Consider the following 22,962-nt stretch of genomic DNA (forward strand, 5'->3'; position numbering starts at 1 on the left):
TCGAGGTCCTGCTGGGGGCGATCAGAGCTGGCTGCCGACGAAGACCGTGAGGTCCACGAGGCGGTTGGAGTAGCCCCACTCGTTGTCGTACCAGCCCAGGATCTTCACCTTGTTGCCGTCCTGGACCATGGTCAGGGACGAGTCGAAGGTGCAGGAGGCCGGGTCGCCGACGATGTCCGAGGAGACGATCTCGTCCTCGGTGTAGGCCAGGTAGTCCTTGAGCGCGCCGTCCTCGGAGGCCTTCTTGAACGCGGCGTTGACCTCGTCCTTGGTGACCTCGCGCGACAGCTCCACGACCAGGTCGGTGGCGGAGCCGGTCGGGACCGGCACGCGCATCGCGATGCCGTCCAGCTTGCCCTTGAGCTGCGGCAGCACCAGGGCGGTGGCCTTCGCGGCACCGGTGGTGGTGGGGATGATGTTCTCCGCGGCGGCGCGGGCGCGGCGCAGGTCCTTGTGCGGGAAGTCCAGGATGCGCTGGTCGTTGGTGTAGGCGTGCACCGTCGTCATCAGGCCGTTGACGATGCCGAAGTTCTCGTCCAGGACCTTCGCCATCGGCGCCACACAGTTGGTGGTGCAGGAGGCGTTGGAGATGACGTGGTCCTTCGCCGGGTCGTACTTCTCCTGGTTGACGCCCATCACGATGGTGATGTCCTCGTTCTTGGCCGGAGCCGAGATGAGGACCTTCTTGGCGCCGCCCTCGAGGTGCTTGGCGGCGTCCTCGCGCTTGGTGAAGATGCCGGTCGACTCGATGACGATGTCGACGCCCAGCTCGCCCCACGGAAGGTCCGCGGGGTTGCGCTCGGAGAGCACCTTGATGGTGTGTCCGTCGACGGTGATCGTGTCGGCGGTGTGCGTGACCTCCTGCTTGAGGCGGCCAAGAATCGTGTCGTACTTGAGCAGGTGAGCCGTGGTGGCGGTGTCACCCAGGTCGTTGACAGCCACAACCTCGATGTCCGCACCCTGCTGCAGGAGTGCGCGGAAGTAGTTACGACCGATACGACCGAAGCCGTTGATGCCTACGCGGATCGTCACGAACCGATCTCCTCGTTGGTACGCCGGCCATGCGATGCCGGCGAGCTGTATTTGGGATGTCCCCGACCACCCCCGACCCTACCCCTCTGGGGCCCCCGCGGTGACATCGAGATGCCGCATACACGGGCAGGCTGTCCGTACCCATCGGTAGGGGTACGGACCATCCCGGATCGAAGGTCGTTTCACTCCTGTTTGTTAGGGAGTGACGGTGCTTCTTGACGGTCTTTTCACTCGTTCGTGAGCGGGTCGGCTCACCTGATGCACGACGTTTCCGCGCACCGTTGAGAGGGGGTTCCGCTCACCTGTTGCGTGATGCCGGAACGCACGCCGCGAACATCGCCGGCCGCGACCCGCGATCCGCCGCGCATGCCCAACTGCCAAGGCACTGGAGGCAATCGACCGCACCCCTCACCGCACGCGTTCGACGCCCCGTACCACCGCGTCCACCGGCGCCACGCCAAGGAGTGAGGCATGACCTCATGGTGCCCGGTCCGTTGGTGCCCGAGTAGTGCCCGATGGCCGGTACTTGACCCTCACCGAACCCAGCGCTCAGCGCTCAGCGCTCGGCACTCGGTACTCGGCACTCGGCACTCGGCACTCGGCACCCGGTTCTCGCGGAGATGCCGTGGGGACACAAATGCCGGTGCCGACCACCCGAACGGACGTCGGCACCAGCTGTTTGACACTGTGTCGGCTAGCCCCGGCTAGCCCACCAGGTTGTCCGCCAGTTCCTCGGACAGGTTGGCCTCCGTGCCCGGGATGCCCAGGTCGGATGCGCGCTTGTCCGCCATCGCCAGCAGCCGGCGGATCCGGCCGGCGACCGCGTCCTTGGTCAGCGGCGGGTCGGCGAGCGCACCCAGCTCCTCCAGGGAGGCCTGCTTGTGCTCCATGCGCAGCCGCCCTGCCGCCGCGAGGTGTTCGGGAACCTCCTCGCCGAGGATCTCCAGGGCCCGTTGCACCCGGGCGCCGGCGGCCACGGCCGCACGTGCCGAGCGGCGCAGATTGGCGTCGTCGAAGTTGGCCAGCCGGTTGGCGGTCGCCCGCACCTCGCGCCGCATCCGGCGCTCCTCCCAGGCCAGCACGGACTCGTGCGCGCCGAGCCGGGTGAGCAGGGCGCCGATGGCGTCACCGTCGCGGACGACCACCCGGTCCACCCCGCGCACCTCGCGGGCCTTCGCCGCGATGGACAGCCGGCGGGCGGCGCCGACCAGGGCGAGCGCGGCCTCGGGCCCCGGGCAGGTGACCTCCAAGGAGGAGGAGCGGCCGGGCTCGGTCAGCGAGCCGTGCGCCAGGAAGGCCCCGCGCCAGGCCGCCTCCGCATCGCAGGTGGCCCCCGAGACCACCTGCGGGGGCAGCCCGCGGATCGGGCGTCCCCGGCCGTCGACCAGACCGGTCTGGCGGGCCAGCTGGTCGCCGCCCGCGACCACGCGCACGACGTAGCGCGAACCGCGGCGCAGTCCGCCGGGCGCCATCACGATCAGTTCGGAGCTGTGTCCGAAGATCTCCAGGATGTCCCGCTTGAGGCGCCGGGCCGCCATCGCGGTGTCCAGCTCCGCCTCGATCACGATGCGCCCGCTCACCAGGTGGAGGCCGCCGGCGAACCGCAGAATGGCGGAGACCTCCGCCTTCCTGCAGCAGGTCCGGGTGACGGGGAGCCGGGAGATCTCGTCCTTCACCGCTGCCGTCATCGCCATGGGCCGATCCTTCCATGCATCCGAAAAATACGGTCGTACGCGGCGGCCAACAGCTCCGGGTCGTGCCGGGGGCTTCCGTCGGTCCGGGCCACCGGGGCCAGCTCGACCGCGGCTCCGAGCCGCTTGGCGGCCTCGGTGAGCGAGTCCCGGTCGGGCACGGCGGCCTCGTCGGCCAGCACCACGTCCAGGGCGAGTTTAGGGGCGTGTCGCCCCAAAACCTCCAAATGACGCTGCGGGGAGAAGCCGTCGGTTTCTCCCGGCTGCGGAGCGAGGTTCAGGGAGAGGACTTTGCGTGCCTTGGTCGCGGTGAGCGCGTCGAGCAGTTCGGGGACGAGCAGGTGTGGGATGACCGAGGAGAACCAGGAACCGGGTCCGAGCACCACCCAGTCCGCGTCCAGGACGGCGGCCACGGCCTCGGGGACGGCGGGCGGGTCGTTCGGCACGAGGTGCACCGACTGGACCTCGCCCGGGGTGAGGGCCACGGTGGCCTGGCCGCGGACGGTGTCCACGTCGTCCGGCCGCTCCGGGTCGTGCCCCTTGACCAGGGCCTGGAGTTCCAGCGGCACGGCGGACATGGGCAGCACGCGCCCGTGCGCGCCGAGGAGCCTGCCGACCAGGTCGAGTGCCTGGACGTGATCGCCGAGCTGCTCCCACAGGGCGACGATCAGCAGGTTGCCGACCGCATGGTCGTGCAGGTCGCCCTGGGAGTGGAAGCGGTGCTGGATGACGCGGGCCCAGGTCTGGCCCCAGTCGTCATCACCGCACAGCGCGGCCAGGGCCTTGCGGAGATCGCCGGGCGGGAGCACGCCCAGTTCGTCGCGCAGACGCCCGCTGGAGCCGCCGTCGTCGGCCACCGTGACCACGGCGGTGAGGTCGCCGGTGATCCGGCGCAGTGCGGCCAGGGAGGCGGACAGGCCCATGCCGCCGCCGAGGGCGACCACCTTGGGCTGGGCGCCGCGCCTGCGGGGGCGCCCGCCGCGGGCCTCGGCGGGCCGGGCCGTGCGGGCCTCCGCCGTGGTGCGGCCCGTGCGGCCCTCCGGCACCATCCGGCGCAGCCTGCTCAGCCGGGGTGTGCGGTCCGTCATTCCCGTCCCATGTCCCGGTGTACGACCACCGTCTCCACGCCTTCGGCCGCGAGGCGCGCGGCGAGCTTCTCCGACATCGCCACCGAGCGGTGCTTGCCGCCGGTACAGCCGATGGCGATGGTCACGTACCGTTTGCCCTCACGCCGGTAGCCCGCCGCGATGAGCCGTAGCAGCTCGGCGTACCGGTCGAGGAACTCCTTGGCGCCGGGCTGGTTGAAGACATAGGCGGCGACCTCGTCGTTGAGGCCGGTGAACGGGCGCAGCTCCGGGACCCAGTGCGGGTTGGGCAGGAACCGCATGTCCGCGACCAGGTCGGCGTCGACCGGCAGGCCGTACTTGAAGCCGAAGGACATCACGGTGGCCCGCAGCTCGGGCTCCTCGTCCCCGGCGAACTGGGCGTCCATCTTCGCGCGCAGTTCGTGCACGTTGAGGCTGGAGGTATCGATCACCAGGTCGGCGTCGCCGCGCAGCTCGCGCAGCAGCTCGCGTTCGGCGGCGATGCCGTCGACGATGCGGCCGTCGCCCTGGAGAGGGTGCGGGCGGCGCACCGACTCGAAGCGGCGGACCAGCGCCTCGTCGGAGGACTCCAGGAAGACGATCCGCCGGGTCACGTTCCGGGTGGCGAGGTCGGCGAGGGACTCGCGCAGGTTGTCGAAGAAGCGCCGGCCGCGCACGTCGACGACGACCGCGATCCGTGCCACGTTGCCCTGGGAGCGGGCGCCCAGCTCCACCATGGTGGGGATCAGGGCGGGCGGGAGGTTGTCGACGACGAACCAGCCCAGGTCCTCCAGGCACTTCGCCGCTGTTGAGCGGCCCGCTCCGGACATGCCGGAGATGATCACCAGCTCGGGGATGGCCACCTCGGCCCCGGCGGGTGTGACGTCCGTGGTCACCTGTGCTCCGTTTTCCTGCACCGCTTCCTGCGGTTCACCGGCCGCCTGTTCTCGCTCCGGTGTGGGCTGTGCGTCGTGCTCGGTCATGGCTCCTGCCCCCGTCGTCCGTCCGGGACGCCCGCGGTCGCGGGCTCCCCCGGGGAACCCGCCGTCGCGTCGGGTTCCTCGTCCTCAATGATCTCTCCGGTCGCCGTGTTCACGGCGGGTGCGGCCGGAGCCGCCTGGGCGAGGGCCGCGGCGATGGTCTCCGCCGTCTTGCGGCCTATCCCGGGCACCTCCTGGATTTGCTCGATTGTGGCGGAGCGTAGCTTCTTCACCGAGCCGAAATGCTTGATGAGCGCCTGTTTGCGGGTGTCGCCGAGGCCGGGCACGTCGTCCAGGGGGCTGGAGCGGAATCGCTTGGCGCGTTTGGCGCGCTGGTAGGTGATCGCGAAGCGGTGGGCCTCGTCGCGGACGCGCTGCAGCAGGTAGAGACCCTCGCTGGTGCGGGGCAGGACCACCGGGTCGTCCTCGCCCGGCACCCAGACCTCCTCCAGGCGCTTGGCGAGGCCGCACACGGCGATGTCGTCGATGCCCAGCTCGTCCAGGGCACGCCGGGCCGCCGCGACCTGTGGCTGCCCGCCGTCGACCACGACGAGCTGCGGCGGGTACGCGAACTTCCTGGGACGGCCGTCGTCGTCCTTGAGGGAGGAGGCCAGGGAGTCGGTCAAGGAGCCGGTGAGGGAGCTGGTGAGGGAATCACCGTCGACGTGAGCCGTCCCGCCGGTGGACGTGTGTTCGCCGTCGCCGGGGGTGTGCTCGCCGTTGGTGAGCGTGTCCGCGCCGTCGGCCCACTCCCCCGTCCTCTCCTTCTCGGCGAGGTAGCGCCGGAAGCGGCGGGTGATCACCTCGTGCATGGAACGGACGTCGTCCTGGCCGGCGAAGCCCTTGATCTGGAAGCGGCGGTACTCGCTCTTGCGCTGGAGCCCGTCCTCGAAGACCACCATGGAGGCGACGACGTCGTCGCCCTGGAGGTGCGAGATGTCGTAGCACTCGATGCGCAGCGGAGCGCTGTCCAGGTCGAGGGCCTCGGCGATCTCCTCCAGGGCACGCGAGCGCGTGGTCAGGTCGGAGGCGCGCTTGGTCTTGTGCAGGGCGAGGGCCTGCTGGGCGTTGCGCTGCACGGTCTCCATGAGCGCCTTCTTGTCACCGCGCTGCGGGATACGCAGCGACACGTTCGCCCCGCGGCGGACGGTCAGCCATTCCTGGACCGGCTCGACCGGCTCGGGCAGGGCCGGGACCAGGACCTCCTTGGGGACGGCGTCCCCAGTCTCCTCACCGTAGAGCTGCTGCAGGGCGTGCTCGACGAGGGCTGCGGTGGTGACCTCCTCGACCTTGTCGGTGACCCAGCCGCGCTGGCCGCGCACCCGTCCGCCGCGCACGTGGAAGATCTGGACGGCCGCCTCCAGCTCGTCCTCGGCCACGGCGATGAGGTCGGCGTCGGTCGCGTCGGCGAGCACGACCGCGCTCTTCTCCATGGCCTTCTTCAGCGCCCCGATGTCGTCGCGCAGGCGGGCGGCCCGCTCGTACTCCATCTCCTCGGCGGCCTCCGTCATCTGCTTCTCCAGACGGCGGAGGTAGGTGCCGGTGCGCCCGGCCATGAAGTCGCAGAACTCCTCGGACAGCTCCCGGTGGTCCTCAGGAGTGATCCGGCCCACGCAGGGGGCGGAGCACTTGCCGATGTAGCCGAGCAGGCACGGGCGGCCGGTACGGGCCGCGTTCTTGAAGACACCGGCCGAGCAGGTACGCACCGGGAAGACACGCAGCAACAGGTCGACGGTGTCGCGGATGGCCCACGCATGGCCGTACGGCCCGAAGTACCGCACGCCCTTCTTCTTGTGACCGCGCATCACCTGCACGCGCGGGAACTCCTCGCTCATCGTCACCGCGAGGTACGGGTAGCTCTTGTCGTCGCGGTACTTGACGTTGAACCGGGGGTCGTACTCCTTGATCCAGGAGTACTCCAGCTGCAGGGCCTCGACCTCCGTGGACACGACCGTCCACTCCACGGACGCGGCGGTGGTCACCATCGTCCGGGTACGCGGGTGCAGGTTCGCCAGGTCCTGGAAGTAGTTCGCCAGGCGCTGGCGCAGGCTCTTCGCCTTTCCGACGTAGATCACCCGGCGGTGCTCGTCACGGAACCTGTACACCCCCGGAGAGTCCGGGATCTCACCCGGCCTGGGGCGGTAGCTGGAGGGATCGGCCATGTCTCACACCCTACTGGCGAGCACCGACACCGCGTCGTGCCTGTGGACAACGCCCGCGCCCATGATCCCCGGCCGCACGACGGTCCTCTCGCAGCGCGCCCGTACCAGGGCGCACAGGGGGCCACCGCACCCGAGGGAGCGCCAAAGGGGCATGGTTCGGCCCGTATGGCCACGACGCCGTCCGAGGTGTTGTCGGGGCCTGGTCAACACGCTTCAATGCGGGGGAACTCCGGGCCGTGCACACCCGCGCACGCGTACGCCACACCCGCCTACGGGCGCCCCCCGTGACCCGCGGGGCGGCCCGGAACCCGCCTCCACGGTCTGACCAGCCGTGGCGACCCCTCACAGAAAGGCTTCCGTGCATGCGGCATGCCACAGAGCACGCGGACCTCACCCCCATGGAACTGGACAGGGCCCTGCGGGGCGGCCCCTTCCATGTGGCGTTGCGCGCCGCGATCGCCGCCCGCGGGCTGCCGCTCCAGCGCGTCCAACATCATCTGTCGCGCCACGGCGTCAAGGTCGGCGTGACCAGCCTGAGTTACTGGCAGCAGGGCGCCCGGCGCCCGCAACGCCCCGAGTCGCTGCGCGCCGTCCGTGCGCTGGAGGAGATCCTCCGACTGCCGGAGGAGTCCCTGATCCGGCTGCTCACCGACGCGGACACGCCCTCGGCTGCCGGTCACCCGGCGGCGCCCCGCTTCGCCGGCTCCCCGGTGAAAACCTCGGACGTCGTGTCCCGGCTCCTGGCCGAGCTGGGCTGGCCCCTCGACAGCGGCCTGCACACCCTGGGCCATCACGAACGCGTCCGCATCGGCGCCCGCCGCGAACTCGCCGGCCGCGAGTCCCAGCACATCGTGCGGGCCCAGCGTGACGGCGTGGACCGCTACGTCGCCGTCCACCACGGCGACCCCGGCTGCAGCCCCCGCGACATGACCGTCCACGCCCTGGAGAACTGCCGCACCGGACGTGTCCGTCCGGACCACGACTCGGGCGTGCTGCTGGCCGAGATCCTCTTCGACACCCGGCTGCGCTCCGGCGACACCTTCCTCTTCCGGTACGGCATCGTCGACGGCACCGCCGGCGTCTCACGCGAGTACGTCCACCGCTACGGCTCGGGCGGCCAGTACGCCCTCCAGGTCCGCTTCAACGAGGGCGCGCTGCCGACCCGCTGCCACCGCTTCACCCAGCACACGCCCACGGCCCCTCGCGGCGGCCACCAGGAACTCCCCGTCAACCGCCCGCACCGCAGCGTGCACCTGGTCGAACCCCGGATCCGGCCGGGCATGGTCGGCATCGGGTGGGAGTGGGAGTGAACGGCCGGCCGGAAGCACCCGGTGAGTGCCAGGACCGCACCCGGTGAGTGCCGGGATCGGGTGAGCGGGCCGGGGAGAGAAGGGCACCGCCCGCCCTGATCCGCAGGCCCGTCAGGCCTCAGGCCCCCGGACCGGCGATGATCCTGCCCTTCGCCGTCTTCACCGGGAGCTCGTTCAGCGGCACGGTGGCCGGCGACTCGACCACCTTGCCGGTCAGTGCGTCGAACTCGCTGCCGTGGCACGGGCAGATCAGCGTCGTCCCCTGGAGCTTGTTGATAGCGCATCCCGCGTGCGTGCAGATCGTGCTGTACGCCTTGAGGGCGCCGCTCCCGTCCCTGCTGACCACCACGTTGTGGTCCCGGTAGAGCTTGGCTCCGCCCTTCGCGACCTCGTTCTCGGCGCCGAGGTCGACGGACGCGGTCGGAGCCGCCTCGGCGGAACCGTTGCCAGGAGCCGAGCAAGCGGCCAGTCCGAGCCCGGCGACCGGAGCCACGGCGGCCCCTCGAAGGACGGTACGACGGCTCGCGGACTGTCGGGCGGGCATCTGTGTCTCCACTGCTGAGGGGGCTGGGAGGCCGACGATACCCGGACGGAACGACGGTGCTGGGGTGGGGGGCGGCGCACTGGAGGAGAGGCACGTGAGCGCCGTAGGGGCGCGCGGGCGTCGAATGGAGAAGTAGGTCGAGGTCGGGTTCGTGCACGTAAACGCTTACGCAAGCGTTTACGCGCGGGCCGTCGATGGGGTACGTTCCCGCTCAGGAGGTCTCACAGCCACTCGGGAGGTCTCACAGCCGCCCGGGAGGTTGCACGGCCATCAGGGAGGTCTCACAGCCGCCCGGAGGTCGCACAGCCGGGCACCTAGGTCGCCGACCGGTCGAAAGGTCGCGCGGGCCGGTAGCCACCGGCTGGGCCGGGAAAACTCCCGCGGCAGCTCACCACCGCAGTGGCCTCCGCCCCATCAGCCCCAGGGAGAGGGTCAGCAAGATGCCCACCATGGCCGACGTCGCCCGGAGCGCCGGGGTCTCCGTGGCGACCGTCTCCCACGTACTCAACGGCACGCGTCCGGTGCTGCCCCACACCCGCCAGGCCGTGCTGGACGCCGTCGACACGCTCGGCTACACGCCGAACACCCTCGCCCGTTCTCTGGTGACCTCACGCACCCGCTCCATCGGCCTCGCGGTGTCGGCGATCAGCAACCCGTACTTCACCGAGATCCTCCAGGGAGTCGAGGCCGCCGCCCTGGACGCGGGCTACAGCCTGCTCATCGCGGACCCGCACGACGACCCCGAGCACGAGCTGAAGGTCGCCCAGCTCCTGCACGAGCGCCGGGTCGACGGCATGATCGTCGTTCCCTCCGCGGACCCGCACGACCTCCTGACGTACCTGGGTCGTCATGCCGTACCCACCGTGTTCCTGGACCGGGTGATCACGGCCCATGGCGGCGCCCGACAGGCCACCTTCGACCAGGTCTGCGCCGAGAACACCGACCCCATGGCCCGTCTGGTCACCCACCTCGCCGATCTGGGCCACCGCCGCATCGGCCTCGTCGCCGGCCTGTCCGGGCTCAGCACCACCAGCGAGCGCGTCAACGGCTACCGCCAGGGCCTCACCACCGCCGGTCTCGCCCATGCCGACGATCTCGTGGTGTCCGGCAGCTCCGAGTCGGCCGGCGCCGAGCGTGCCACGGCCGACCTCCTCTCCCTCGCGGATCCGCCCACGGCCCTCGTCACCGCCAACAACACAATGACCATCGGGGCCCTGCGCGCCCTGCGCCGACAGGGCCTGAGCGTGCCGGACGACATCGCCCTGTGCTGCTTCGACGACTTCGCCTGGGCCGACCTGTTCTCTCCCCGGCTCACCGCCATCGCCCAGCCCAGCAGGGAGATCGGTGCGGAGGCGGCCCGAGTGCTCCTGGACCGTCTGGCCACGCCGGACCGGCCCGCCCGGACCGTACGGCTGCCCTGCGCCTTCGTCCACCGCACCTCCTGCGGGTGCCCGGAGGAGCCGGTCGCAGCCCCAGGCCCCCCATCGCCCGACGTCCGGAATCGAACCGACGCCGGGAACCCAACCGAACCAGCAGCGCAGTCCGAGCAGTCCGAGAAGGGAACCACCCCGTGATCGTCGTCGCCGGTGAAGCACTGATCGACCTGGTACCGCAGGGCCCGGGTGCCCTGGCGGGCCTGAAGCCGGCGCTCGGCGGCGGCCCTTACAACACCGCCGTGGCCCTCGGCCGCCTCGACTCGGCCACCGCCTTCCACTCCCGCACGTCGTACGACGCCTTCGGTGAGGCCCTGCTCGACGGGCTGCGCAGGGCGGGGGTGGACGTGTCCGGCGTGCAGCGCGGCGCGGAGCCGACCACGCTCGCGGTCGCCACCATCGACGCCGGCGGTTCGGCCGCCTACTCCTTCTACGTCGAGGGCACGGCGGACCGTCTGTTCAGCGCCCCGTCCGGCCTGCCCGCCGGGACGCGGGCAGTGTCCTTCGGTACGTGCTCGCTCGTCCTGGAACCCGGGGCGAGCGCCTACGAGGAGCTGATGCGGACCGCCGCGGAGCAGGGCGTGTTCACCGCGCTCGACCCCAACATCCGGGCGGGACTCATCCCGGCCCCGGACGCCTACCGGGCGCGTTTTTCCAGCTGGCTGCCCTCGGTCACGCTGCTGAAGCTCTCCGCCGAGGACGCCGAGTGGCTGGGCGGCACCCCGCGCGAGTGGCTGGCTTCGGGACCGTCGGCCGTGGTGGTCACGCGAGGCGGTGACGGCCTGACCGTGTTCACCCGGGACGGCGGGGAGTATTCCGTGCCGGGCGAGAAGGTCGAGGTCGTGGACACCATCGGCGCCGGAGACACGGTGAACGCGGCCCTCCTGCACGGTCTGTCCGTCCAGGACGCGCTGTCACCGCAGGCACTCGCCGCCCTGGGCGGGGACGGCTGGACCCGGCTGCTGCGGTTCGCGGCGCGTGCTGCGGCGATCACTTGCTCGCGGGCGGGGGCGGAGCCGCCGTACGCGGCCGAGCTGGGCGAGCTGTGAGCGGTCTGATTCCCCTGTTCTGCTGTCAAGGTGCGGCCGGTCCTGCGGTGCGGGTGCCTGTCGAGCCGCGGGGCCAGGGTGGCTGATGGTGGAACGAGCGGCGCCCCGCTGGGAGTTCCCGCGGGGCGCCGGTTTTTTGATGTCATGTCAGGACAGGCTCCGACTGGCCTGACTCGTCCTCAGACCTTGCGGGCCCGTGTGGTCTTCTTGGCGGCAGCCGTCTCCTTCGTGGCCGCGGCGGCCTTCTTGGTCGCCGTGTTGTTGGCCTTGGCCGTCACCGTCTTCTTGGCCGCCGTCTTGGCGGCGACTGTTTTCTTGGCCGCGGCCGTCTTCCTGGGTGAGGCGGGGCGCGGCACCTTCACCGGCTCGGCGTCGCTGATGCGGTCCGCGCCGAGGATCTCGCGCAGGAACTTGCCGGTGTGGCTGGCCGGAACGCCGGCGACCTCCTCGGGCGTGCCCTCGGCGACCACCAGACCGCCGCCCGCACCGCCCTCGGGTCCCATGTCGACGACCCAGTCCGCGGTCTTGATCACGTCGAGGTTGTGCTCGATGACGATGACCGTGTTGCCCTTTTCGACCAACCCGGCGAGGACCTTCAGCAGCTTGCTGATGTCCTCGAAGTGCAGACCGGTGGTCGGCTCGTCCAGGACGTACACCGTCCGTCCGGTGGAGCGCTTCTGCAGCTCGCTGGCGAGCTTCACCCGCTGCGCCTCACCGCCGGACAGAGTCGTCGCGGACTGGCCGAGCCGGACGTAGCCGAGGCCGACGTCCTTCAGGGTCCTCAGGTGCCGGGAGATCGCGGGGACGGCGTCGAAGAACTCGGTCGCCTCCTCGATCGGCATGTTCAGCACCTCGGCGATGGACTTGCCCTTGTAGTGGACCTCCAGGGTCTCCCGGTTGTACCGGGCGCCGTGGCAGACCTCGCACGGGACGTAGACGTCCGGGAGGAAGTTCATCTCGATCTTGATCGTGCCGTCGCCCGCGCAGTTCTCGCAGCGTCCGCCCTTGACGTTGAAGGAGAAGCGTCCGGGCAGATAGCCGCGGACCTTCGCCTCGGTGGTCTCGGCGAACAGCTTGCGGATGTGGTCGAAGACGCCGGTGTAGGTCGCCGGGTTGGACCGCGGGGTGCGGCCGATGGGTGACTGGTCGACGTGCACGACCTTGTCGACGAGGTCGTCGCCGTCCACGCGCGTGTGCCGTCCGGGGACGCTGCGCGCGCCGTTGAGCTCGCGGGCGAGGTGCGTGTACAGGATGTCGTTGACCAGCGTGGACTTGCCGGATCCGGACACGCCCGTGACGGCCGTGAACAGACCCAGCGGGAAGGACACGTCGATGTCCTGCAGGTTGTTCTCGCGGGCGCCGTGCACGGTCAGCTGCCGGGACGGGTCGCGGGGACGCCGTACGTCCGGGAGCGGGATCGACTTGCGACCGGAGAGGTACTGGCCGGTCTGGGACTCGGTGTTGGCGAGCAGTTCCTTGAGGTGGCCGCTGTGCACGACCTTGCCGCCGTGCTCACCGGCGCCCGGACCGATGTCCACGATCCAGTCGGCGACCTTGATGGTGTCCTCGTCGTGCTCGACCACGATGAGCGTGTTGCCCATGTCGCGGAGCCGGACCAGGGTCTCGATCAGCCGGTGGTTGTCGCGCTGGTGCAGGCCGATGGACGGCTCGTCCAGGACGTAGAGGACGCCGACGAGGCCGGAACCGATCTGGGTGGCCAGGCGGATGCGCTGGGCCTCGCCGCCGGAGAGGGTGCCGGCCGCGCGGTTGAGGGAGAGGTAGTCCAGGCCGACGTCGACCAGGAACCGGAGCCGTTCGTTGACCTCCTTCAGCACCCGCTCGGCGATCTTCTTGTCGCGGGCGTTCAGCGTCAGCTGACCCAGGAAGTCCGCGCAGTCGCTGATCGACATCGCGGAGACCTCGGCGATGGACTTGTCCATGACCGTGACCGCGAGGACGATCGGCTTCAGCCGCGTGCCCTGGCAGGAGGGGCAGGGCACCTCGCGCATGTAGCCCTCGAAGCGCTCGCGGCTGGCGTCGCTCTCGGCCTCGCTGTGCCGGCGCTTCACAAAGGGCACCGCGCCCTCGAAGGGCGTGATGTACACGCGCTCGCGCCCGTAACGGTTGCGGTAGCGCACCTCGATCTGGGTCTTGTGGCCGTAGAGCAGGGCCTTCCTGGCGCGCTGCGGCAGGCCGGCGAAGGGGATGTCGGTGCGGAAGCCGAGCGCGTCGGCGAGGGCGCCGATCAGGCGGCCGAAGTAGTCCTTGGTGTGCCCGTGCGACCACGGGTGGATGGCGCCCTCGTCCAGGGACTTGTCCTCGTCCGGGACGATCAGCTCGGGGTCGACCTCCATGCGCGTACCGATGCCGGTGCACTCGGGGCAGGCGCCGAAGGGCGAGTTGAAGGAGAAGGAGCGCGGCTCCAGCTCCTCGAAGGACAGGTCGTCGTACGGGCAGTACAGGTGCTCCGAGTACATGCGCTCGCGCTCGGGGTCGCCCTCGGGGAGGTCCACGAAGTCGAGCACGACCATGCCGCCGGACAGGCCGAGGGCGGTCTCCACGGAGTCGGTGAGGCGGCGCTTGGCGGACTCCTTCACCGTGAGGCGGTCCACGACCACCTCGATGGTGTGCTTCTCCTGCTTCTTCAGGATCGGCGGCTCGGACAGCTGGATGGTCTCGCCGTCCACGCGTGCGCGTGAGTAGCCCTTGGTCTGCAGGTCGGCGAAGAGGTCCACGAACTCGCCCTTGCGCTCACGCACCAACGGCGACAGCACCTGGAAGCGGCTCCCCTCCGGCAGTTCCAGGACCTTGTCGACGATGGCCTGGGGCGACTGGCGCGAGATCGGGCGGCCGCACTCGGGACAGTGCGGCTTGCCGATGCGCGCGAACAGCAGACGCAGGTAGTCGTAGACCTCGGTGATGGTGCCGACCGTCGAGCGCGGGTTGCGCGAGGTCGACTTCTGGTCGATGGACACCGCAGGCGACAGGCCCTCGATGAAGTCGACGTCCGGCTTGTCCATCTGGCCGAGGAACTGCCGGGCGTACGAGGAGAGCGACTCCACGTAGCGCCGCTGCCCCTCGGCGAAGATCGTGTCGAAGGCCAGCGAGGACTTGCCCGACCCAGACAGGCCCGTGAAGACGATGAGCGAGTCGCGCGGCAGGTCGAGCGAGACATTCTTGAGGTTGTGCTCGCGCGCGCCACGGACGATGAGACGGTCGGCCACGCCGGTCCGCACCTTTCTTGAGAGAAGTGACAGGGGCGGGGCCCCCGTGCTTCTTCGAGACTAGGGGGAGCCACTGACAACGCCGGTCGGATCCCCGGTCGCATAACAATCCCCGACCATCCAGCATGCCCGACGCCGCCTCCGACGATATAGCACGCACTTTCGATTTGCGGGCGGGCTTCACCACCTTCACCCGAAGGTGTGGCGGGACTAGGGTCAGGGTCATGATGGATCACGCTCATGACCTGGCATGTGTACGTGACGCGACGGAACGGCTCCTCACCGCTGTCGCCGAACTGGACAACGCGTCACCCGCCGAGCCGTCACGGCTTCCCGGCTGGACCCGTGGGCACATCTTCGCCCACCTCGCCCGCAACGCCGACGCGCTCGTGAACGTCCTCGAGGGCCGCCCCATGTACACGAGCGCCGAGGCGCGCGACGCGGACATCGAAAAGGACGCCCCGCGCCCCTTGGACGAACAGCGCACCGACCTGCGCGAGAGCGCCGCCCGCTTCCAGGAGGCGGGGGCCGTGCCGGCGGACTGGTCGCGCACGGTGGAGCTGCGCAACGGCGTCACCGACTCCGCGGCCCGGGTGCCCTTCCGCCGGTGGGCCGAGGTCGAGCTGCACCACGTGGACCTCGGGATCGGCTACGAGCTGGAAGACCTTCCTGCGGACTTCACGGAGCGCGAGATCGAGTTCCTGGCCCAGCGCTTCTCCGGGCACTCCGAAGTCCCCGCGACCCGCGTCACGGACGGCACGCGCGCGTGGAGCACGGGACGCGAGGCGTCCGGGCCCGAGGTCACGGTCAGCGGCACGCCGGCCGACCTGCTGGGCTGGCTCGCCGGCCGCCGTGAGGGGGCCGCGCTGGAGACGAAGGGCGGAGCGCTACCGACGCTGCCCCCTCTGTAGCGCGAGGACGATCCGCCGGTGTGGCGCGAGGACGGTCCGCCGGGCGCTCGGCCGCTATAGGCTGATCCACATGACGTACAGCGGAGAGGTCCGGGTCGGCGGACCGGCGGACGTGCACGAGCTGAAAGACCTGATGATCACCAAGATCGCGGTCGGCCCGATGGACAACAACGCCTACCTGCTGCGCTGCCGGGCCACCGACGAGCAGCTGCTGATCGACGCGGCCAACGAGGCGCGGACGCTCCTCTCCATGATCGGTGACGACGGCATCGCGTCCGTCGTCACCACCCATCGCCACGGGGACCACTGGCAGGCTCTCGCCGAGGTCGTCGCGGCCACGGGCGCCCGCACGTACGCCGGACGGGAGGACGCGCCCGGCATCCCGGTGCCCACCGACGTCCCGGTCGACGACGGCGACGTCATCAGGGTCGGGCAGGTGGAACTGACCGCGCGCCACCTCGTCGGGCACACGCCGGGTTCGATCGCGCTCGTCTACGACGACCCGCACGGACACCCGCACGTCTTCACCGGCGACTGCCTCTTCCCGGGCGGTGTCGGCAACACGCACAAGGACCCCGAGGCGTTCGCCAGCCTGATCCATGACGTCGAGACGAAGATCTTCGACGCACTTCCGGACGAGACCTGGGTCTATCCCGGACACGGGAACGACACCACGCTGGGTACGGAGCGGCCGCACCTGCCGGCGTGGCACGCGCGCGGGTGGTGAACGGGCCGGGCACCCCTGGCCTCAGGTCCCTTCCTCCAGCGCGGGTGGCTCGGCGAGTGACCGTCTCCGCGCGCCCCGTGTGAACGTTTCGCACACGACGGACTCAAGTGCGCGCTCCCGACGGCCGGCGCCGCGCGGTCAACTGGTTCCTGCCCCGCCCGGGACGGCAAATCCCGCGCGGGATGGGGTCGCCGGTCTGCCCACCACGCCCAAGGCCGGCGGCCCAGGCCAGGGAGGGCTGGGCCGGCCGGGCGTCCGCGCGTAGCGTGCACCCGGGGCCACTCCCGCCGAGAAGCCGTGGCAGCCGCTCGGGAGGCTACGCGTCCGCGCGCGTGGCCCCCAGCAGCGCGGCGACCCGCTCGACGCCGAACACGTACCCCTGCACCCCGCAGCCCGCGATCACGCCGTCGGCACGCAGTGAGACGTACGAGTGGTGCCGGAACGACTCGCGCTGGTGGATGTTGGAGATGTGCACCTCCAGCACGGGCATGCCGTCGCAGGTGTTGAGCGCGTCCAGAATCGCGACCGACGTGTGGGAGTAGGCCCCGGGGTTGATGACGATCCCGCAGTGGTTCAGTCTCGCCTCGTGGATCCAGTCGACCAGTTCGCCCTCGTGGTTGGACTGCCGGAGGTCCACCGTGCCGCCGTGCGCGGCCGCCGCCTTGACGCACATCGCCTCCACGTCGGCGAGCGTGTCGCTGCCGTAGATCTCGGGCTGGCGCTGACCGAGGAGGTTCAGATTGGGCCCGTTGAGGATCATGATCGGGGCGTTGGCCAGGGTGCGGGGCACGGTTCCTCCGGTCCGTTCGGGGCGGTGCGTCGGCGACCGCTGCTCGGACCCGGTTTATCACGGTGCGCGGAACGCGTGACCGGCCGCGTGCGCCGGTCGGCCCGGCGCAGGCCGGGTGTACGCCGGGACCTCCGTGATCACTCCCGTGCACCCCCGTAACCACTGATCACTGTAGGTAGTTGACACGGCATGTATCGTGTACGCACCGTAAGAACCCCTTCCATGCCACGCCTCGCGGCCGCCTCGCTCGTCGGGACCGCGATCGAGTTCTACGACTTCTTCGTCTACGGCACCGCCGCCGCCCTGGTCTTGGGGCCGCTGTTCTTCCCGACGTTCTCGCCGGTGGCGGGGACACTGGCGGCGTTCGGGACGTTCGGGGTGGGGTTCGTGGCCCGGCCGCTGGGCTCGGTGCTGTTCGGGCATCTCGGTGACCGGCGCGGACGGCGGCCCGTGCTCGTCGCCTCGCTGCTGCTGACCGGCGCCTCCACGGTCGCCGTGGGATGCGTGCCGACGTACGGGGCGATCGGCGTCGCCGCACCGGTGCTGCTGCTGGTGCTGCGCTTCCTGCAGGGGCTGGGGCTCGGCGGGGAGTGGGGCGGAGCGGTGCTGCTGACGGCCGAGCACGCGCCACCGGGGCGGCGCGCTCTGTGGTCGAGCTTTCCTCAAGTGGGTCCCGCGCTGGGCTTCGTGCTCGCCAACGGGGTGATCCTCGCGCTGTCGGCGTCGCTGTCCGACGCCCAGTTCGCGCAGTGGGGCTGGCGGGTGCCGTTCTGGGCCGCCGGTGTGCTGGCCCTGGCCGGGCTGTGGCTGCGCTCGTCGCTCACGGAGAGTCCCCGCTTCCTGGAGATCGACGACCACGCGCGCGTACCGCTCGTGGAGGTCGTGCGGCATCACGGGCGGCTGGTGCTGCTGACGGCCGGGGCGCTGGCCGTCGGGTATGCCGTGTTCTACGCCGTGACGACGTGGTCGCTGGCGTATGCGACGGAGCGGCTCGGTGTGAGCCGTACCGTCATGTTGACCTGTGTCATGGCCGCCGTGGTGGTGAAGGGGGCTCTCACTCCCCTCATGGCCCTGCTGGGCGACCGGTACGGCCGCCGTTGCCTGTGCCTGGTCGGGTGTACGGCCTGTGCGCTGTGGATGCTGCCGATGGTCGCGTTGCTGGCGACCGGTGAGCCGCTGCTGATGTTCCTCGGCATCCTGGGCGCGCTGGTCGCCTTCATCACCATGTTCGCGGTGGTCGCCGCGTATCTGCCGGAGCTGTACGAGGCGCGGCTGCGCTGCACGGGGGCCGCCGTGGGCTACAACCTCGGCGGGGTCCTCGGCGGCGCCCTCACCCCGATCGTGGCCACGGAACTGGCCGCGCACGGCGGCCGCGTTCCGTGGGGCGTGGGCGTGTACCTGACGGGCATCGCTCTGCTGAGCCTGGTCTGCTTCGCGCTGCTGCCGGAGACCCGGCCGGTGCCCGCCGCGGCGGTGGAGCCGGTCGCGGGCTGACCGGGCGTGCTGACCAGGCGTGCCGGCCGGGCGTGCTAGCCAGACGGGTCGCCGTTACAGGTCGTCCTCACGGGTTGATGGCCAGTTCGAGATAGGCCGTGAACAGCACGAGGTGGACTCCGCCCTGGAGTGGTGTCGCCCGGCCCGGGACCACGGTCAGGGAGCTGACGACCACGGTCAGCGCGAGAAGCAGCATGTGGGTCGGGCCGAGTCCGAGGACGAGCGGGCCGGGCAGCCAGACGGAGGCGAGGGCGACGGCCGGGATGGTCAGGCCGATGCTGGCCATCGCCGAGCCGAGCGCGAGGTTGAGGCTGGTCTGCACGCGGTCCCGGCGGGCGGCGCGCACGGCGGCGATCGTCTCGGGCAGCAGCACGAGCAGCGCGATGATCACACCGACGACCGCGTGGTGCAGGCCCGCCGCCTCCACGCCGGCCTCGATGGTGGGCGACACGCCTTTGGCCAGGCCGACCACGCCGATCAGCGCGAGGCCGAGCAGTCCGAGGCTGATCCACGCGTCGCGTGCGGACGGAGGCGAGGCGTGACTGTCGGCGGTGATGACCTCGCCCTGCCGGGTGATCGGCAGGAAGTAGTCACGGTGCCGTACGGTCTGCGTGGCCACGAACAGGCCGTAGAGGATCAGCGAGGACAGTGCGGCGAACGTGAGTTGGAGGGACGAGAACTCGGGGCCGGGCTTGCTGGTGGTGAACGTCGGCAGCACCAGGCTGAGCGTGGCCAGGGTCGCCACGGTCGCCAGCGCGGCCCCGGTGCCCTCGGGGTTGAACACAGCGGTGCCGTGGCGCAGGGAGCCGACGAGCAGACAGAGACCGACGATGCCGTTGCAGGTGATCATCACGGCGGCGAAGACGGTGTCGCGGGCCAGGGTGGAACTCTTGGCGCCCCCGTCTGCCATGAGGGTGACGATCAGGGCCACCTCGATGATCGTGACGGCGATGGCCAGCACCAGGGAGCCGAAGGGCTCCCCGACGCGGTGGGCGATCACCTCGGCGTGGTGCACGGCCGCGAGGACGGACACGGCAAGGACCAGGGTCACCACGGCGACGACTGCGCCGGGCAGGCTACGGCCCCAGGTGAAGACCAGCAGGACGATCGCGAGCACCGGCACGAGGAACGTCCACTGAGTGGAGAGTGACCTGAGCCGAGTGATCATGGGGCGATGGTCGCAGACGCCTGCGGGATTCGCATTCCGTGCCTTCTGAGCCGCTTTGACCTCTGTCTGCTCTTTCTGGATCCTTCCTCATCCTTTCTGGGGCGCGGTTGAGTGTGCGGTGTGCAGGGTCGGCGCGGGGTCCCGGCGTCACCGGTCGAGTCGGCCGCCGTCAGGCGTCGACGCTGTCCTTCGGGGCGCCTTCGGCCTGTGTGTTCGCCGCCTCGACGGCCGCCTGCTTCCGGGACGCCAGCAGGCTGGTGACGGTGGTGACGGCCAGGACCACGCAGATCACGCCGAGGGAGACCGGTGTGCTGATCTCGGGGACGTGGACCCCGGACTCGTGGAGCGCGTGCAGCACCAGCTTGACGCCGATGAATCCGAGGATGACGGACAGGCCGTACGACAGGTGGACCAGCTTCTTCAGCAGACCGCCGATGAGGAAGTACAGCTGCCGCAGCCCCATCAGGGCGAAGGCGTTGGCCGTGAAGACGATGTACGGGTCCTGGGTCAGGCCGAAGATCGCGGGTATGGAATCCAGGGCGAACAGCACGTCGGTGGTACCGATGGCGAGCATCACGACCAGCATCGGGGTCATGACCCGCTTGCCGTTCTGCTGGATCCACAGCTTGGTGCCGTGGTACCGGTCGGCGACGCCGAACCTGTGCTCGACGGCCTTGAGCAGCTTGCTCTCCTCGTACTCCTCGTCCTGTTCCTCGGCGCGGGCCTCCTGGACGAGCTTCCAGGCGGTCCAGATCAGGAAGGCGCCGAAGAGGTAGAACACCCAGGAGAAGCTGGCGAGGATCGCGGCTCCCGCGGCGATGAACACGGCCCGCAGGACCAGGGCTATGAGGACACCGAAGAGCAGGACGCGCTGCTGGTACTGCGTGGGGACGGCGAACTTCGCCATGATCAGGACGAAGACGAAGAGGTTGTCGACGCTGAGCGATTTCTCGGTGACGAAGCCGGCGAAGAACTCGCCGGCCGGCTGACCGCCGCCGAAGACGTACAGACCGAGGCCGAAGAGCCCGGCCAGGGCGATCCAGACGGCCGTCCAGACGCCCGCTTCCTTGATGGACACGTGATGGGGCTTGCGACCGATGAAGAAATCGACCGCGATCAGGGCGGCCAGGCCCGCGATCGTCAGCACCCACAGGGTCGGGGAGACTTCCACTGCACCTCCGGCATGTCGAAACGGCAAACACATCAGCGTTGTCGCTGCCGGAGGTCTCTTCCACCCGGTTCGGGCCGGCGCCCCGGGATCCACATCGATCCGTACTGACGGGTGCGCCGCATCAGGGAGTACTCCCCTCCGTACGGAAGACGGTACCCCAATCACCAAGGAAAGGTAAAGTCAAAAGTAAAGAAAGTTTCAAATTCCCAGGTCAGATGCTCTTTACTAGTACTTGGTGCGAGCTCGCGACACCTCCGTCAACACCCGCTCGAGAATCTCGCTGTCCGCGGGCACGAGCGAGGGTTCGTACGTCCAGGCGTGCCCCACCCAGGGATCGGCCAGGTGGTCGTCGGGTACCGGAGTGAGTCGCACGAGCGAACGCCACAAAGGGTCGAGCAACGGGCCGTACGCGGCGGCGTCCTCGCGGTCTGCGACCATCAGGAGGTGGACACCGACGGCCGGGCCCTCGTCGGCGAGATAGCGCAGCTGGGTCACCGCCCGGTCGCCGAAGCCGTGCGGGAAGTCGTTGACGATCAGCAACTGCTGGGCGGTGTCGATATCCGCCGGCAGCGACTCGGCCGCGCCGCCGCGGACCGCCATCTGCACCAGGTCGACCCGCCGCGTGAGGCGCGCGAGAACGTCCGTCACGCCCGCCGCGCCGGTGCCGGGTGGCGCGGCCAGTGCCCCGGTCCGGGTCAACGGCTGGAGTGTCCCGGCGCCGGCGCCGGCCGGGTCGATGACCTGCAGGGCGAACTCGCCCACAGGATGGACGGCCAGCAGCCGGGCCGCCACCGCGACCGCTGTCTCCAGGGCCAGCCGGCGCGAGTCGGCGGAGTCCGGGAAGGCGCCGCCGGATTCCGCCACAGGCCCGCTGTCGATCCACAGGCCCCGCGCCAACGGCAGTCCGACCAGCAGCGGAATGCGCAGCGGCTCACTCTCGGGGAGATGGAGATCGCCGAGCCGCACGGCCATGGGCGGCTCGGCCGGGACGTGGTAGCCGTGCCAGACCGGGTTGTCCCAGCCGGCGTACGCCGGCGTGAGTGCGGGCTCGACCACCTCGGACTCGGCGGTGAGTTGAGCGAGGTCGCGGTCGAAGGCAGCCCGCGCCTGGCCGACCAGGTGGGCGTGCCGGGCGTGGGCCTCCTCGCGTGCGGCGTCGCCCGCGCCGCCGAGCCTGCCCCGCGGATCGGCGAGGAGCTGGTCGAGTTCCTTCTCCAGGCGCGAGTCGGCGAAGTCGACGGCGCTGCGCAGCGCGGCCGTGCTGCGGGCCAGGTCCTCGAACATGCCCCAGACCTGGTTGTACAGCCGCTCCTCCATGGACCAGCCCACCGCGTCGCCCGCGACGGGCCGCCCCGGTTGACCGGGCTGCCCGCTCGGATCCGCGGGGGCTGGGGGTACGGGCGGGGGCGGGGCCGCAGGTGTACGGCGCCGGCCCGGGTGCGTGTAGTCGATCGGCCCGCCCGGTGTCCGCGCCTCGGGCGCGTCCTGAGCGTCGTGCGCGGGGGTCGGACGTGGCACCGAAGAGGCCGGCGTCTCCTGGGGCTGTTGCGGCGGAACCGCGCGGGCGAGGCTGCGCGCCACCGCCTCCTCGATGTCCGCCGCGAGTTCGGTGGCCCCGGGCACGCCCTGGTCGGCGAGGAGCGCGGCGAGCCCGCCCGCGTAGCCCTGGCCGACCGCTCGTACCTTCCAGGCACCCTGTCTGCGGTACAACTCCAGGGCGCAGGCAGCCGATTCGGCGTCCAGGCCGGCGAGGGCGAAGCGGACGATCTCGGTGCCGTCGGGATCGGTGACCGCCGTCCGTGGCGCGGCGACCGCGCCGAAACGGAGCACCGCTCCGGGCTGCGTGGGCAGGGCCAGCAGCACGGTGACGCGATGCACGGCATCGGGCACGGCTGCCAGGTCGACGGCCAGGCGGTGCTCGGCGGCGGCCTGCCCGGAAACCTCGATCCCGGGCAAGGCGGGGGCGCCGGGGTGGGCCACCCACTGGGCGCCGTGCACACGACCGTGCTCGTCGCCGAGGGTGGCCCCCGCCAGCACCGGTACTCCGGCCGAGATCCGGATCTCCAAACGGGTCCGGGAGAGCGGGTGGTTCTGTCCCCGCACCAGCTCGGCCGTCATCGCCCGTCGCCCCCTGTGTCGTGTTGTCGTGCGCGTCCGGACCCGCGAGCGGGCCGTTCTGCGCGAGCGGGCC

The 22,962-nt window shown here is 70.6% G+C and carries 17 protein-coding genes; 6 read left to right on the top strand and 11 right to left on the bottom strand.

Annotation, left to right across the window (positions count from 1 at the left end; all coding sequences use genetic code 11):
• Positions 1–21: 21 nt before the first annotated feature.
• The 5 genes from gap to uvrC all read right to left on the bottom strand — a co-directional run bounded on the left by gap (position 22) and on the right by uvrC (position 6,950).
• Positions 22–1,032: a type I glyceraldehyde-3-phosphate dehydrogenase gene (gene gap, locus ACGFYV_RS12765; RefSeq protein ID WP_393878375.1), complete on the bottom strand. Its 1,011-nt coding sequence runs from the start codon at positions 1,030–1,032 to the stop codon at positions 22–24.
• A 704-nt stretch (positions 1,033–1,736) separates the two neighbouring features.
• Positions 1,737–2,726: a DNA-binding protein WhiA gene (whiA, locus tag ACGFYV_RS12770; RefSeq protein ID WP_145491577.1), complete on the bottom strand. Its 990-nt coding sequence runs from the start codon at positions 2,724–2,726 to the stop codon at positions 1,737–1,739.
• Complete coding sequence (gene yvcK / locus ACGFYV_RS12775) at positions 2,717–3,811, bottom strand: uridine diphosphate-N-acetylglucosamine-binding protein YvcK (protein WP_393878376.1); 1,095 nt, start codon at positions 3,809–3,811, stop codon at positions 2,717–2,719. The genes whiA and yvcK overlap by 10 nt, the downstream gene beginning before the upstream one ends.
• The gene (gene rapZ / locus ACGFYV_RS12780; RefSeq protein ID WP_393878377.1) at positions 3,808–4,791 is read right to left on the bottom strand and encodes an RNase adapter RapZ; all 984 of its coding nucleotides are present in this window, start codon (positions 4,789–4,791) and stop codon (positions 3,808–3,810) included. Before rapZ ends, yvcK begins: the two co-directional genes overlap by 4 nt.
• Positions 4,788–6,950 carry an excinuclease ABC subunit UvrC gene (gene uvrC, locus ACGFYV_RS12785; RefSeq protein ID WP_393878378.1) on the bottom strand — a complete coding sequence of 721 codons (2,163 nt, stop codon included), beginning with the start codon at positions 6,948–6,950 and terminating at the stop codon, positions 4,788–4,790. Before uvrC ends, rapZ begins: the two co-directional genes overlap by 4 nt.
• 362 nt (positions 6,951–7,312) lie before the next feature.
• Here uvrC and ACGFYV_RS12790 point away from each other — a divergent pair, with 362 nt between their 5' ends.
• On the top strand, positions 7,313–8,260 hold the full coding sequence (locus ACGFYV_RS12790; protein ID WP_393878379.1) for a hypothetical protein: 948 nt from the start codon (positions 7,313–7,315) through the stop codon (positions 8,258–8,260).
• Between the two features lie 118 nt (positions 8,261–8,378).
• Here ACGFYV_RS12790 and ACGFYV_RS12795 read toward each other — a convergent pair whose 3' ends face one another.
• Positions 8,379–8,804, bottom strand: a complete 426-nt coding sequence (locus tag ACGFYV_RS12795; protein ID WP_393878380.1) for a Rieske (2Fe-2S) protein — start codon at positions 8,802–8,804, stop codon at positions 8,379–8,381.
• A gap of 440 nt (positions 8,805–9,244) precedes the next feature.
• On the opposite strand from ACGFYV_RS12795, the gene ACGFYV_RS12800 reads away from it, so the two are divergent.
• Both ACGFYV_RS12800 and ACGFYV_RS12805 read left to right on the top strand, forming a co-directional pair.
• Positions 9,245–10,378 (top strand): LacI family DNA-binding transcriptional regulator, encoded by a 1,134-nt coding sequence (locus ACGFYV_RS12800; RefSeq protein WP_393878381.1) that lies wholly within the window; start codon positions 9,245–9,247, stop codon positions 10,376–10,378.
• Positions 10,375–11,286 (top strand): carbohydrate kinase, encoded by a 912-nt coding sequence (locus ACGFYV_RS12805; protein WP_393878382.1) that lies wholly within the window; start codon positions 10,375–10,377, stop codon positions 11,284–11,286. Before ACGFYV_RS12800 ends, ACGFYV_RS12805 begins: the two co-directional genes overlap by 4 nt.
• 179 nt (positions 11,287–11,465) lie before the next feature.
• Here ACGFYV_RS12805 and uvrA read toward each other — a convergent pair whose 3' ends face one another.
• Positions 11,466–14,510, bottom strand: coding sequence for an excinuclease ABC subunit UvrA (gene uvrA / locus ACGFYV_RS12810; RefSeq protein ID WP_393878383.1), 3,045 nt, complete (start codon positions 14,508–14,510; stop codon positions 11,466–11,468).
• 224 nt (positions 14,511–14,734) lie between these two features.
• Here uvrA and ACGFYV_RS12815 point away from each other — a divergent pair, with 224 nt between their 5' ends.
• Together ACGFYV_RS12815 and ACGFYV_RS12820 are read left to right on the top strand one after the other, a co-directional pair.
• Entirely contained in the window at positions 14,735–15,421 is a 687-nt protein-coding gene (locus ACGFYV_RS12815; protein WP_393878384.1) for a maleylpyruvate isomerase family mycothiol-dependent enzyme, read from the top strand.
• A 70-nt stretch (positions 15,422–15,491) separates the two neighbouring features.
• Complete coding sequence (locus ACGFYV_RS12820) at positions 15,492–16,148, top strand: MBL fold metallo-hydrolase (protein ID WP_393878385.1); 657 nt, start codon at positions 15,492–15,494, stop codon at positions 16,146–16,148.
• Between the two features lie 316 nt (positions 16,149–16,464).
• Here the strand turns inward: ACGFYV_RS12820 and aroQ are convergent, their stop codons facing one another.
• The gene (aroQ, locus tag ACGFYV_RS12825) at positions 16,465–16,938 is read right to left on the bottom strand and encodes a type II 3-dehydroquinate dehydratase (RefSeq protein WP_393878386.1); all 474 of its coding nucleotides are present in this window, start codon (positions 16,936–16,938) and stop codon (positions 16,465–16,467) included.
• Between the two features lie 222 nt (positions 16,939–17,160).
• Between aroQ and ACGFYV_RS12830 the strand changes: the two genes are divergently transcribed.
• Positions 17,161–18,432, top strand: a complete 1,272-nt coding sequence (locus ACGFYV_RS12830) for an MFS transporter (protein ID WP_393878387.1) — start codon at positions 17,161–17,163, stop codon at positions 18,430–18,432.
• Positions 18,433–18,499: 67 nt separating this feature from the next.
• Here ACGFYV_RS12830 and ACGFYV_RS12835 read toward each other — a convergent pair whose 3' ends face one another.
• The 3 genes from ACGFYV_RS12835 to ACGFYV_RS12845 all read right to left on the bottom strand — a co-directional run bounded on the left by ACGFYV_RS12835 (position 18,500) and on the right by ACGFYV_RS12845 (position 22,889).
• Positions 18,500–19,600, bottom strand: coding sequence for a calcium:proton antiporter (locus ACGFYV_RS12835; RefSeq protein ID WP_393878388.1), 1,101 nt, complete (start codon positions 19,598–19,600; stop codon positions 18,500–18,502).
• Positions 19,601–19,769: 169 nt separating this feature from the next.
• On the bottom strand, positions 19,770–20,771 hold the full coding sequence (locus ACGFYV_RS12840; RefSeq protein WP_393878389.1) for a TerC family protein: 1,002 nt from the start codon (positions 20,769–20,771) through the stop codon (positions 19,770–19,772).
• A 225-nt stretch (positions 20,772–20,996) separates the two neighbouring features.
• Positions 20,997–22,889 (bottom strand): TerD family protein, encoded by a 1,893-nt coding sequence (locus tag ACGFYV_RS12845; RefSeq protein ID WP_393878390.1) that lies wholly within the window; start codon positions 22,887–22,889, stop codon positions 20,997–20,999.
• Positions 22,890–22,962: the final 73 nt, after the last annotated feature.

It is taken from the genome of Streptomyces sp. NPDC048297 (genome assembly GCF_043201585.1).
Taxonomy (GTDB): domain Bacteria; phylum Actinomycetota; class Actinomycetes; order Streptomycetales; family Streptomycetaceae; genus Streptomyces.